This is a genomic window from Marinobacter bohaiensis, from assembly GCF_003258515.1.
GTDB classification, from domain to species: domain Bacteria; phylum Pseudomonadota; class Gammaproteobacteria; order Pseudomonadales; family Oleiphilaceae; genus Marinobacter_A; species Marinobacter_A bohaiensis.
The window spans coordinates 2,753,796-2,767,155 of record NZ_QGEH01000001.1 but is presented as its reverse complement, the minus strand read 5'-3'; the positions used below and the strand labels follow the sequence as shown (position 1 = coordinate 2,767,155).

9 protein-coding genes are annotated in these 13,360 nt (G+C 64.2%); 6 read left to right on the top strand and 3 right to left on the bottom strand.

Annotated features, from left to right (window positions below; genetic code table 11):
* The first annotated feature begins 8 nt into the window (after positions 1-8).
* Complete coding sequence (locus DKK67_RS12380) at positions 9-1,331, top strand: sodium ion-translocating decarboxylase subunit beta (protein WP_228160589.1); 1,323 nt, start codon at positions 9-11, stop codon at positions 1,329-1,331.
* Positions 1,332-1,441: 110 nt separating this feature from the next.
* Here DKK67_RS12380 and DKK67_RS12375 read toward each other — a convergent pair whose 3' ends face one another.
* From DKK67_RS12375 to imuA, 3 genes are read right to left on the bottom strand one after another with little or no spacing between them, the layout of a single operon-like run.
* Positions 1,442-4,573, bottom strand: coding sequence for an error-prone DNA polymerase (locus tag DKK67_RS12375; RefSeq protein WP_111496627.1), 3,132 nt, complete (start codon positions 4,571-4,573; stop codon positions 1,442-1,444).
* Positions 4,574-4,577: 4 nt separating this feature from the next.
* Complete coding sequence (locus DKK67_RS12370) at positions 4,578-5,987, bottom strand: Y-family DNA polymerase (RefSeq protein WP_111496626.1); 1,410 nt, start codon at positions 5,985-5,987, stop codon at positions 4,578-4,580.
* An 8-nt stretch (positions 5,988-5,995) separates the two neighbouring features.
* Positions 5,996-6,691, bottom strand: a complete 696-nt coding sequence (gene imuA, locus DKK67_RS12365; RefSeq protein ID WP_111496625.1) for a translesion DNA synthesis-associated protein ImuA — start codon at positions 6,689-6,691, stop codon at positions 5,996-5,998.
* 145 nt (positions 6,692-6,836) lie between these two features.
* On the opposite strand from imuA, the gene DKK67_RS12360 reads away from it, so the two are divergent.
* From DKK67_RS12360 to pheA, 5 genes are all read left to right on the top strand, one after another.
* Positions 6,837-7,175 (top strand): 4a-hydroxytetrahydrobiopterin dehydratase, encoded by a 339-nt coding sequence (locus DKK67_RS12360; RefSeq protein WP_111496624.1) that lies wholly within the window; start codon positions 6,837-6,839, stop codon positions 7,173-7,175.
* Positions 7,176-7,343: 168 nt separating this feature from the next.
* The gene (gene purU / locus DKK67_RS12355; protein ID WP_111496623.1) at positions 7,344-8,198 is read left to right on the top strand and encodes a formyltetrahydrofolate deformylase; all 855 of its coding nucleotides are present in this window, start codon (positions 7,344-7,346) and stop codon (positions 8,196-8,198) included.
* 300 nt (positions 8,199-8,498) lie between these two features.
* A complete protein-coding gene (gyrA, locus tag DKK67_RS12350) occupies positions 8,499-11,120 on the top strand; it encodes a DNA gyrase subunit A (RefSeq protein WP_111496622.1) in 2,622 nt (873 codons plus the stop codon).
* A 39-nt stretch (positions 11,121-11,159) separates the two neighbouring features.
* Positions 11,160-12,242 carry a 3-phosphoserine/phosphohydroxythreonine transaminase gene (gene serC / locus DKK67_RS12345; protein WP_111496621.1) on the top strand — a complete coding sequence of 361 codons (1,083 nt, stop codon included), beginning with the start codon at positions 11,160-11,162 and terminating at the stop codon, positions 12,240-12,242.
* A gap of 2 nt (positions 12,243-12,244) precedes the next feature.
* Positions 12,245-13,342 (top strand): prephenate dehydratase, encoded by a 1,098-nt coding sequence (gene pheA / locus DKK67_RS12340; RefSeq protein ID WP_111496620.1) that lies wholly within the window; start codon positions 12,245-12,247, stop codon positions 13,340-13,342.
* Positions 13,343-13,360: the final 18 nt, after the last annotated feature.

Genomic DNA, 13,360 nt, shown 5'->3' with positions numbered 1-13,360 from the left:
AGCATTCCATGGATAAAATGATGACACTATGGACAGGGAGTGGCCTGTTCAACCTGAGTATTGGTCAGGCGGCGATGATCGTCGTTGGCCTTCTGCTGCTGTTCCTTGCGATTCGCAAGGGCTTTGAGCCGCTGCTGCTGGTGCCGATTGGCTTCGGCGGTATCCTGGCGAATATCCCGGAGGCGGGGCTGGCCCTGTCTGCGGCGGAAAACGCGATCCACGTCGCACGCCCCGAGACACTGGCGGCTCTGGCCAGTGCCCTGAACGTGCCGTATGAGGCCGCGCAGAGCGTAACGCCGGACGTGCTGCAGGCGTTCAAGCTGGCCTATAAGGAAGCGAGCCATTCGATGGTTGCGGCGGCAAACGCCGTAGCGCAGGACCAGGGCTACTCCAACGGCATGCTTTACAACTTCTACACCGTGGCGATTGCCAGTGGTGTGGCGCCTCTGCTGATTTTCATGGGCGTTGGGGCGATGACGGATTTCGGCCCTCTGCTGGCCAACCCGAAGACCCTGCTGCTGGGCGCCGCCGCCCAGTTCGGCATCTTCGGCACCGTCATCGGTGCGGCGCTGCTGGATGGCTCGGGCGTTATGGATTTCACGATCCTCGAAGCGGCTGCCATCGGTATCATCGGCGGTGCCGACGGCCCGACCTCGATCTACGTCTCCAGCATTCTGGCCCCGCATCTGCTGGGTGCAATCGCGGTAGCCGCCTACTCGTACATGGCGCTGGTGCCGATGATCCAGCCGCCCATCATGAAGGCCTTGACGTCCCAGAAGGAACGGGCCATCAAGATGAGCCAGCTGCGTCATGTCAGCAAGCAGGAAAAGATCGTGTTCCCGATCGTTGTCCTGATCCTGGTGGTGCTGTTCCTGCCGGACGCAGCGCCGCTGCTGGGCATGTTCTGCTTCGGTAACCTGATGCGCGAGTGCGGTGTGGTGGAGCGTCTGAGCGATACCGCGCAGAACGCGCTGATCAACATCGTGACCATCGTGCTGGGGCTGTCCGTCGGCTCCAAGCTGGGTGCCGACAAGTTCCTGGACCTGCAGACCCTGGGTATTCTCGCACTGGGTATGGTGGCGTTCTGTATCGGTACCGCGTGTGGTGTGTTGATGGCCAAGGCAATGAACGCCTTCACCAAGGAGCAGATCAACCCGTTGATCGGTTCCGCCGGTGTCTCGGCGGTGCCCATGGCGGCGCGGGTCTCCAACAAGGTGGGCCTCGACGCCAACCCGCACAACTTCCTGCTGATGCACGCGATGGGCCCGAACGTGGCCGGCGTGATCGGTTCGGCCGTTGCTGCGGGCGTGATGATCAAGCTGCTCGGCTGATCCTCCCGCCGTTCGTTCCAGAAAGCCCCGCCCTGGCGGGGCTTTTCTGTTTCAGGGGCAGCGGTTCGGAGGCGCGCCGTGTGCGAACCGGCGGGCGGTTGTCTGAGGGGTTATCGGAAGTCCCGCGAATGGATCTTCAGTGTGCCCAGCAGGTGGCTGAGATCGGTCAGCTTGCCGGCCATCACATGCACGATATCGCCTTCCCGTTCCAGCACTCCCTTGACGTGCAGCAGCCGTGCCTTGAGCAGTGGCTGGCGCTGTTGGCGTGCGGTGTTGAGCCAGACCACGACGTTGGTGTTCCCCGTTTCATCCTCCAGCGTCACGAAGGTCACGCCCTTGCCGGAGCCGGGCCGCTGGCGGCCGGTGACCAGCCCCGCAACGTGCACCGGGCGCCCGCTGGTTTCGGCTTTCAGGCTGTCGGTGGTGTGGCAGTGACGCAGGTGCCCCTGTTCCCGTAGCAGGGCCAGCGGATGGCGCTGCAGGGTCAGCCCCTGGCTGTCGTAGTCCTCCAGGATGTTCTGGCCTTCCGAAGGCTCGGGCATGCGCACGCGGTCGCCAGGGACGGCGGGGGCTGACCCGTGCTCCGGTGAGATGCGGTAGGCCGGCGCATCCTCCTGCGCGAATAATGGCGCCGGAGCGTCGTATTCGAGGATATCCCAGCGAGCCTGGTGGCGGTTGTCGCTGAAGCCCTGCAGGGCGCCGGCGCTGGCCAGGCACTCCAGGTCCCGGTTGTCGAGGCCGGCCCGGTGGCGGATCTGCTCGATGGACGCGTAGCCGGCTGCCGGACGCGCGTCGACCAGCCGATGAGCTCCTGCCTGGCTGAGGCCCTTTACGATCCGCAGGCCCAGACGCAGATGCTTGTAGCCGTGTTCCAGGGTGTGATCCCAGTGGCTGTGGTTGACGTCGATAGGCTGAACCGGCACACGGTGACGTCGGGCGTCCTGGATCAACTGCGACGGTGAGTAGAATCCCATTGGCTGGCTGTTGAGCAGCGCGCAATAAAAGATGGGTGCATGGTGTCGTTTGATCCAGGCGGACACGTAAACCAGCAGGGCGAAGCTGGCGGCATGGGATTCCGGGAAGCCGTAGCCGCCGAAGCCGCTCAGTTGCGTGTAGATTTTTTCGGCAAAGGTATCGGTGTGGCCCTTGGCGCGCATGCCGTTGATCAGCTTCTCCCTGAACGGGGTGAGATCCCCGTCGGATTTCCAGGCGGCCATGGCCCGGCGTAGCTTGTCGGCCTCGCTGCCGGAGAAGTCCGCCGCCACCATGGCCAGCTTGATGGCCTGCTCCTGGAAGATGGGGACGCCCTCGGTTCGCTTGAGGACGGCTTCGATCTCCGGGTCCTGGCCGTAGTCGGGGTCTTCCAGCCTGTTCCGGCGCTTCAGGAAGGGATGCACCATATCCCCCTGGATCGGGCCCGGGCGGACGATGGCGACCTGGATGACCAGGTCGTAGTATGTTCGCGGCCTGAGCCGGGGCAGCATGTTGATCTGGGCGCGGGACTCCACCTGGAAAACGCCGATGCTGTCGCCGCTGCAGAGCATGTCGTACACCCGCTTGTCTTCCGTGGGGATGTCGGCCATTCCGAGTGCGCGATCCGTCTTGCGGCCAATCAGGTCGAGCGCCTTGCGTATGGCGGACAGCATGCCCAGCGCCAGCACGTCCACCTTCATCAGGTTCAGGCTTTCCAGATCTTCCTTGTCCCACTGGATTACCGTGCGGTCCGGCATGCTGGCGTTTTCGACCGGCACCAGCTCCGCCAGGGCTCCCTCGCTGATAACGAAACCGCCCACATGCTGGGACAGGTGGCGGGGAAACCCGATCAGCGTCTTCACCAGCGTCAGGAACTGTTCCACAGCCCGTGCGGATTTCGCCAGGCCTTTCTGCAGCAGTTGTTCCCGCCAGTCCTGTTCCCGGTCGCGCCAGTCCACGTTGCCAATCATCTGTTCCAGCAGGTGCAGGTCGAAACCCAGCGCCTTGCCCACATCGCGGATGGCGCTGCGCTGACGGTAGCGGATCACGGTGGCCGCCAGGGCGGCGCGCTCGCGGCCGTAGCGCCGGTAGATGTACTGGATCACTTCCTCGCGCCGCTCGTGCTCGAAGTCCACGTCGATGTCCGGCGGCTCGTCCCGGTCCGCTGAGATGAAGCGCTCGAAGAGGAGTTCCACCTGTGACGGATCGACGGCGGTGATGCCCAGGCAGTAGCAGACCACGGAGTTGGCGGATGACCCGCGGCCCTGGCACAGGATGCCCTGGCGTCGGGCGAACGCCACGATGTCGTGGATGGTCAGGAAGTAGGGCTCGTAGGCTTTCTCCCGGATCAGCGTCAGCTCTTTCTCCACCAGCGCCCGCTTGTCCAGGGGGATACCGTCGGGGAAGCGCCAGCGAATGCCACGCTCGGTGAGTTCGCGCAGGTAGCTTTGCGGTGTATGGCCCTCCGGTACCACCTCCGGTGGATACTGGTAGCGCAGCTCGGCGGGGCTGAAGGTGCACTGGTCGGCAATGATCCGGCTCTGCTCGACCCAGGCGTCCGGAAACAGTTTGCGCAGAGTGCCGATCGGGCGCAGGTAGCGCTCGCCGTTGGCGAACAGGCGGTGGCCCGCCTCGGCGACGGTGCAGCCGTGGCGTACGGCGGTCAGCACATCCTGAAGCGGTTGCCGGCCGCGCTGGTGCATGTGGACGTTGCCGGTGGCCACGACCGGCAGGTCCAGGCGACGGGCCAGCTGGCGCCAGCCGGTCATGTTGTCTTCATCGCGGTCGGTCAGGGGGCGCTCGGCCATGATCCAGAGGCGGTCGGGGAAGTGTTGTTTCAGCCAGCGACCGACGTCGAGCTCGTTGGAGTCCACCACCGGCGCGGCTCCCCACAGGGCCAGGCACTCGTCCAGGGGGTGGGTGTCCAGATCGTCCCCGAGGAGCGTGTAGTGCCCTTTCTCGGCGCGGCGCCGGGCGCTGGTGATCAATTGGCAGAGCTGGCCGTAGCCGGTGCGGGTGCGGGCCAGCAGGACCAGCAGGACCAGCAGGCCGTCCGGCGATTGCAGGCGGAACTCGCTGCCGGTGATCAGCTTGACCGGGCTGTCCTTCAGGGCGGCAAAAGCGCGCGGCATGCCGGCCACCGAGCATTCGTCGGTGATGGCCAGCGCCCGGTAGCCGAGGCGGGCGGCTTCCCCGGCCAGTTCGTGCGGATGGGAAGCGCCGCGCAGGAAGCTGAAGTTGCTCAGGCAGTGGAGTTCCGCGTAGCTCATGGTTTTACCCGAACCAGCCGTGGATGAACCAGCCGCCGGTCACGTCCCGGAACAGCCAGCCGGTCTGGCCGCTGTGCAGCCGGGCGATGTAATAGTCGCGCTGGACGCGCTCGCCGTCCCACCAGCCGGCGCTGATGCGTTCGGGGCCGGCCAGCCAGAGTTGCGGCATTTCCTGTAGCGGCTGGGGCGCACGCAACAGCCACAGCGGTCGGCGTGGCAGGTCGCTGGCTGTTGCCGCCATGGCCCGCATTGGAGACGCGGTCCAGGCCTGCTCGGGGCGGTGGTCGGCCCGCAGGGTCGGCCGATGCAGGGCGTCTTCTCCCAGGCGCGCCTGCAGCCGGCTGAGCAGGTGCTGGCGGGCTTCGTCGCGGGCGTTGGGAGTGTCGCCGAACAGGTCGTCGCCGGTCGGCGCTTCCCGCCCGATAAAGCGCCGCACCTTGAGGGACAGGCCAATGGCTGGCGCCTCCAGGGTGTGCCGGTCCAGTTTCAGGTGCGCCAGGTCGAGAAAGGCGCTGGCACGGTGTTTCGGCGCGGTGGAGCGAAGCGGCAGAGAGGTGACCGGCTGACTGCGGTGACGGATTTCCAGTTGCAGTGTGTCGGTGTGCTGCTGGCGCCAGCGCAACTCCGTTTCCAGTTCCTGCAGGGCGCGCTGCAGGGGAAAGAGCAGGCCGCTGCTGTGTTCCACATCCTCGGCGAAATCCAGGCGGCGGTGAAAGTAGGGTGGGGGTTGCCAGTCTGACTGCGGATCAGCGGCCCGCCCCTCGATCTTCTGCAGCATCAGGCAGGTCTCCGGTCCCAGGCGCCGGGCCAGCTCCCGATCAGGCAGGGTGAGCACCTGCCCCAGAGTGTGCAGGCCCATGCGCTGCAGGCGTTCGATGGTTCGCTCGTCCAGGTCGGTGTGGCCGATGTCTAGGCTATCCAGGGAGTGCCGCAGGCGCCGGGTGTCATCGGTGCAGTGCCCGCTGTTGCTGCGCGCCAGTAGGCGGGCGCCCAGGGGCGTGCTACCGCAGGCCAGCTGGGCACTCAGGTGGCGTCGGCCCAGCTCCGCTTCCAGGGTGCGCCACAGATTGTCCAGGCCGCCGTGCAGGCGACGCAGGCTGCCGGCCTCGACCAGGAGGCCGTCCGGTGGGTAGAGGCTGATGCGGGCGGCCTGGCGGTAGAGCCAGGCAGCTTGCTGCTCCAGAACCCGGGCCTGCTCCTCCATGTCGGCGGGAATCAGTTGCAGGCCGTCCGCCAGGGCGCTGGCGGTCTGGGGGCTCTGGCCAATCGTTACGCCCGCCCGGGCGGCTTCCGGGTTGAGCTGGGTGACCCGTGGCGGGTATCCGCTGACCAGTGCCATGGGGCGGGGCGAGGTCTCGCTCTGGCTGAAATGCTCCAGCAACAGGTGGGGAAAGTGCAGGTAAAGCCACAGCATGCCGGATCTCAGTGCGGTTGGGGCCAGGGGCCGCGGATGACGTTGCCAGGCAGGGCTTCGGCATCCTGTGCCGGAGCCACTGGTGCCAGGGGCAGGGTGAGGCCGTCGACGGGCCAGCCGCCACGGCGTTTGAGGATATTCGCCTGCAACTGGCCGTTCGCCAGGGGATTCAGTTGCAGGCGCAGGGCAGCGGGGGAGGACTGGTCGGCATAGCGCGCGTCCCGGAACAGGACGCACAGATTATCGCCCGCTTCGGCAGCCAATTGGATTCGGCGGATGTCGCTGCGCCTGGCGGCATCGAGCCAGATCATGGCCAGGCCGGTGGTGTGCGAGCGCAGGCAGTTCTCCAGGGCCCAGAGCCGGTCCTCCCGGCTTTGGGTCTGCACACTCACCACCTGGTTCAGTTCCACCTGCGCCCGGGCCAGGGCCGGTGCGTAGGGTGTGTGTGGCGGGTCGATCCAGAATACGGTCTGCCCGGCACGGGACAGGCGGCACAGGGCCGGCAGCAGCAGGCGCAGTTCGCCAATGCCGGGGGCGGGGGTCAGGCATTCAATCAGGGCGCCACGGGGCCAACCGCCGCCGGGCAGTTGCGCGTCGAGCGCGGCAAAGCCGGTGCTCTCCGCTGCCGCACCCAGGGCCTGCTGGTGGCGGCTGGCCTGCCAGATGCGGGCGTTGTCGAGTAGCTGGTCGAGGATCTCGCTCATGCGTGTCTCTCTGCGATACTGTTTATTTATACAGTATAGGTTGAGGGTGGTCGTTTGCAAAGAGTGGGATGGCTTGCAAGGGGGTTGACCTGTTTCGGGGTGGGGCGCAGGCTGTGACTGACCATTCCGGACCAAGGAGGAAGTCATGTCAGAGTTGAAATCCGAGTCCTGCGAAGCCTGTCGTGCCGATGCGCCCGAGGTCACCGGCAAGGAGCTCGATACCCTCAGCGCCGACCTGCCGGATTGGGTGGTGGTGACCCGGGATGGCGAGCGGCAGCTTGAGCGGGTATTCCGCTTCAGGAATTTCGCCGAGGCATTGACGTTCACCAACAAGGTGGGCGAGTTGGCCGAGTCGGAGGGGCATCATCCGGCCCTGCTGACCGAGTACGGCAAGGTCACGGTTCACTGGTGGACCCACAAGATCGGCGGCCTGCATCGCAACGACTTCATCATGGCCGCTCGTACCGACGACCTGGCGCACTGAGTCTCGGTAATTCCCGCCGGACCGGTGGCTTACGCCGGCCCGGACAATCCGTTATCATGCGGCGTTTCGCTGGAAAGCGGCCGTGCCGCCGTTTTCCGTCTCCGAGATTGAATGAGAGGCTGCCTGCGGGCTTCCGGCGGCGGCCTTTCCGGATGGCTGTGATAACGCATGGAACATACATATCGTCTGGTGATTTCCTGTCCTGACCGGGTTGGCATCGTGGCCAAGGTCAGTAACTTCCTGACTACCTACAACGGCTGGATCACCGAGGCCAGCCACCACGCCGACAACCAGGCCGGCTGGTTCTTTATGCGGCACGAGATCAAGGCCAGTTCCATTCCCTTCGGCCTGGATCAGTTCCGCGCCGCCTTCGAACCGATTGCCCGGGAATTCGACATGACCTGGCATGTGGCGGATTCCGCCGAGCCCAAGAAGGTTGTGCTGATGTGCTCCAAGGAATCTCACTGTCTGGCGGACCTGCTGCACCGCTGGCACAGCAAGGAGCTGAACGCGGAAATCGTGGCGGTGATCTCCAACCACGACGACCTGCGCCGCATGGTGGAGTGGCACGATATTCCCTATCACCACGTACCGGTGACCAGGGACAACAAGCCCGAAGCCTTCGCCGAGGTGAATAATCTGTTCGCCCACTACGGCGCGGATGTGATCGTGCTGGCCCGCTACATGCAAATCCTGCCGCCGGAGGTGTGCGAGCAGTACGCCGGCAAGGTGATCAATATCCATCACAGCTTCCTGCCGTCGTTCGCCGGCGCGCGTCCTTACCACCAGGCTTACAGCCGCGGGGTCAAGCTGATTGGCGCCACCTGCCACTACGTGACCCAGGATCTGGACGAGGGGCCGATTATCGAGCAGGACGTGATCCGCGTCAGCCACAGCGACACCATCGAGGACATGGTGCGACTGGGCAAGGATGTCGAGAAGAATGTGCTGGCCCGAGGCTTGCGTTCGCACATTGAGGACCGCGTCATCACTCACGAGAACAAGACCGTCGTTTTCACCTGAACGCGGGTTTGATCCGGAGGTCGCCCGACCTCCGGAAAGCTGACTTCCTTCCTTCATTTAGACGGCATTTCGATGTCACCCCGGGGCCTCGATTGTGGTATCATCGACGGCTTATAAATCCGCCCTGGGGAGCCTCTCACGTGCGAGAGGGGCCATGTTTCCCCGGCGAATAAAGCAGCGTCCGGCAAGGTCGTTTCCGGTGGCCGAAGAAGCCAGTCCGGAAAGCCAGTGTCCGGGAAGCGGAGCCAATGCCGATTCCCGCAAGGACGACTTCCAGCAAACGCAAAGGAATCCTTCTCGATGGGTGAATTAGCCAAAGAGATCCTGCCCGTAAATATTGAAGACGAGCTGAAACAGTCCTATCTCGATTACGCCATGAGCGTGATCGTCGGGCGGGCCCTGCCCGATGTCCGCGACGGCCTCAAGCCGGTTCACCGTCGTGTCCTGTTCGCGATGTCGGAGCTGAACAACGACTGGAACAAGGCCTACAAGAAATCCGCCCGTGTGGTGGGTGACGTCATCGGTAAATACCACCCGCATGGCGATTCCGCGGTTTACGACACCATCGTGCGGATGGCTCAGCCGTTTTCCATGCGCTACCCGCTGGTAGACGGCCAGGGTAACTTTGGCTCCATCGACGGTGATAACGCGGCGGCCATGCGTTACACCGAAATCCGCATGGAGAAGATTGCGCACTCGCTGCTGGCGGATCTGGACAAGGAAACCGTCGACTTCGTACCCAACTACGACGGCACCGAGCAGATTCCCGACGTCCTGCCGACCCGTGTGCCCAACCTGTTGGTCAACGGTTCCTCCGGCATTGCCGTAGGCATGGCGACCAACATTCCGCCGCACAACCTGAAAGAAGTGGTCAGCGGCTGCCTGGCGCTGATGGATAACCCGGATATCACCATCGATGAGCTGATGGAATACATCCCGGGGCCGGATTTCCCGACCGAAGGCATCATCAACGGCCGTGCCGGCATCATCGAGGCCTACCGCACCGGTCGCGGTCGCATCTATATCCGTGCCCGTCACGAGATCGAGGTGATCGACAAGAAGACCGGCCGCGAGGCTATCATCATCACCCAGCTGCCGTACCAGCTTAACAAGGCCCGCCTGATCGAGAAGATCGCCGAGCTGGTCAAGGAGAAGCGCGTCGAAGGCATCTCCGAGCTGCGCGACGAGTCCAACAAGGAAGGCATCCGCGTGGTGATCGAGCTGCGCCGGGGCGAGAACGCCGAGGTGGTGGTCAACAACCTATTTGCCCACACCCAGATGGAAACCGTGTTCGGCATCAACATGGTGGCCCTGATCAACGGCGAGCCGAAGATCCTCAACCTGAAGCAGATCCTGGAAGCGTTTGTCCGTCACCGGCGCGAAGTGGTTACCCGCCGGACCATCTACGAACTGCGCAAGGCCCGTGAGCGCGGCCACATCCTGGAAGGTCTCACGGTTGCACTGGCCAACATCGACGAAGTCATCGAGCTGATCAAGCAGTCCCCGTCCGCGGCGGAAGCCAAGGAAAAGCTGCTGGCCAAAGGCTGGCAGCCGGGGCAGGTGTCCGACATGCTCGAACGCGCCGGTCAGGACGCCTGTCGTCCGGACGATCTGCCGGAGATCTTCGGCATGCGCGACGGGATCTACCACCTGTCGCCGGAGCAGGCCCAGGCCATTCTGGACCTGCGCCTGCACCGCCTGACCGGTCTGGAAACCGAGAAGCTGCAGAACGAATACAAGGAAATCCTCGACAAGATCGCCGAGCTGATCCACATCCTCAGCGAGCCGGCGCGCCTGATGGAAGTCATTCAGGAAGAGCTGGAAGCCATCGTGTCCGAGTTCGGCGACGAGCGCCGCACCGAGATCACCAGCTCCCGCCGCGACCTGACCATCGCCGATCTGATCGACGAGGAAGACCTGGTGGTGACCATCTCCCACAACGGTTACGCCAAGACCCAGCCGGTGGAGGCCTACCAGGCCCAGCGCCGTGGTGGCCGTGGCCGCTCCTCGACCGCGATGAAGGAAGAGGATTTCATCGAGAAGCTGCTGGTCGCCAACTCCCACGACACCATCCTGTGCTTCACCAACAAGGGTAAGGTGTACTGGCTGCGGGTGTTCGAGATTCCCCAGGCCAGCCGTGGGGCGCGGGGCCGGCCGATGGTCAACATTCTGCCGCTGGATGAGGATGAGCGTGTCACCACCTTCCTGCCGGTGCGCGATTATCCGGAAGACCATTACGTGCTGATGGCCACCTCCGCCGGTGTGGTCAAGAAGACCCCGCTGCCGAATTTCTCGCGCCCGCGCAGCAGTGGCCTGATTGCCCTGTCCCTGGACGAGGGCGACACCCTGATCGGCGCGGCCATTACCGCCGGCGAGTCCGAGGTCATGCTGTTCTCCTCCGCCGGCAAGGCTGTGCGCTTCCAGGAAGAGCAGGTGCGCGCGATGGGTCGGACTGCGCGCGGTGTGCGTGGTATCAAGATGCCTGATGGCCACCGCGTGGTGTCTCTGATCATTCCGGAAGAAGACGGCATGATCCTGACCGCCAGTGAAAACGGCTATGGCAAGCGCACCCAGCTGGAAGAATTCCCGGCCTACAGTCGTGGCAGCCAGGGCGTCATCGCCATGCAGTGTTCCGAGCGTAACGGTAACCTGGTGTCGGCGACCCAGGTGTTCGAAGGCGATGAGATGATGCTGATCTCCGACAAGGGCACCCTGGTGCGCTCCAGCACCGGTGAGGTTTCCCTGCTGAGCCGGAACACCCAGGGTGTACGCCTGATCCGTCTGGCTCAGGAAGACGAGCGCCTGGTGGCGGTTCAGCGCATCGCCGAAAGCGACGATGAAGGCGAAGAGGGTGAGGGCGATGAAGGCGCCGCGGAAGAAGGCGCGACCGACGCGCCGGAAACCGGAGGCGATGCGGACTGACGGTCCGCATTCCCAGTAACGAGGAGAGAGCAGGCGGTAATGAGCAGAGCGTATAACTTCTGTGCGGGCCCGGCGACCTTGCCGGAAGAGGTCCTCCGGCAGGCCCGGGAGGAAATGCTGGATTGGCAGGGGACCGGCATGTCGGTGATGGAAATGAGTCACCGCAGCGACGAGTTCGTCGCGATTGCCGAGACCGCCGAGCAGGATCTCCGGGAACTGGCGGGCGTGCCCGACGACTACGCGGTGCTGTTCATGCAGGGCGGCGCCAGCAGTCAGTTCGCCACCGTGCCGCTCAATCTGTTGGGCGAGAAGTCGAGCGCCGACTACGTCAACACCGGCATCTGGTCGAAGAAGGCCATCGCCGAAGCCCGGCGCTTTGCCGATGTCAACGTGGCGGCTTCCAGCGAAGCGCAGGGGTTTACGACGATTCCCGATCAGGCCGAGTGGCAGACCCGCCCGGACGCCGCCTATCTGCATTACACGCCAAACGAAACCATCGGTGGGCTGGAGTATGACTTCGTCCCCGAGTCCGGCGGCGTGCCGCTGGTGGCGGATATGTCCTCTACCATGCTGTCGCGGCCGGTGGATATCTCGAAGTTCGGCCTGATCTATGCCGGCGCCCAGAAAAACATCGGACCGTCCGGTCTGGTGGTGGTGATTATCCGCAAGGACCTGCTGGGGCATGCCCGTCCCGGTACGCCGACCATGCTGGATTACAAGACCATCGCTGACAACGGCTCCATGTACAACACGCCGGCGACCTATTCCTGGTACCTGGCGGGGCTGGTGTTCAAATGGCTCAAGGCCCAGGGCGGTGTGGCCGCCATAGGCGAAATCAATCAGCGCAAGGCTCGCAAGCTGTACGATTTCATCGACGCCAGCGACTTCTACGCCAACCCGATCGAGCCGCGCTTCCGATCCTGGATGAACGTGCCGTTCACTCTGGCGGACGATGGGCTCAACGCCGAGTTCCTCAAAGGCGCCGAGGCGCGCTCCCTGCTGAACCTCAAGGGGCATCGCAGCGTGGGCGGCATGCGGGCATCCATCTACAACGCCATGCCCGAAGCGGGCGTTGACGCGCTGATCGACTACATGACGGCGTTCGAGAAGGAGCGGGGCTGATTATGAGTGATGAACAGACCCGGCTGGCGGAGCTGCGCGAGCGCATCGACAGCATCGACAAGCAGATCATGGCGCTGATCAGCGCCCGCGCCGAGTGCGCCCAGGAAGTCGCCCACGTGAAAACGGCGGCGCGTCCGGACGAGGACGTTTTCTTCTATCGACCCGAGCGCGAAGCGCAGATCCTGCGCCGGATCAAGGAAGACAATCCGGGACCGCTGCCGGGCGAAGAGATGGCACGACTGTTCCGCGAGATCATGTCAGCCTGTTTGGGGCTGGAAAAGCCCATGCACATCGCGTTTCTCGGCCCCGAAGGCACCTTCACCCAGGCAGCGGCGCTCAAGCATTTCGGGCATTCCGTGGTCAGCGTGCCGCTGCCGGCGATCGACGACGTCTTCCGCGAAGTGGAATCCGGCGAGGCTCATTACGGTGTGGTGCCGGTGGAGAATTCCACCGAGGGCATGATCAACCACACCCTGGATATGTTCATGGCGTCGCCGCTCAAGATCTGCGGCGAGGTGCAGCTCCGTATCCATCATCACCTGCTGACCGGCGCGGAAACAGACGATGGCGCCATCACCCGCATCTACTCGCACCAGCAATCCTTTGCCCAGTGCCGCCAGTGGCTGGACGCTCACTGGAGCGGCGTTGAGCGCGTGGCCGTTAGCAGCAACGCGGAAGCGGCGCGGCGGGCGGCCGAAGAGCCCGGAACGGCGGCGATTGCCGGCGATATGGCGGCTGAGCTGTACGGGTTACGCAAACTGGCGGGCACCATTGAGGATCGTCCGGACAACACGACCCGCTTCCTGATCATCGGGCGGGAAGAAGTCGGCCCCAGCGGCCAGGACAAATCCTCCATCCTGGTGTCCATGCGTAACAAACCGGGCGCCCTGTACGAGCTGCTGGAACCGTTCCACCGTCACGGCCTGAGTCTGACTCGGATTGAAACCCGGCCGTCCCCGAGCGGCACCTGGGCGTACGTGTTCTACATCGATTTCGAGGCGCACGCCGACGATCCGCGGGTGCAGGCGGTGCTGCGGGAAATCGATGCCGGCGCAGTGGAACTCAAGCGTCTGGGGTCTTACCCCATCGGCGTGCTTTAGGGGTGATCCGGTGACGGG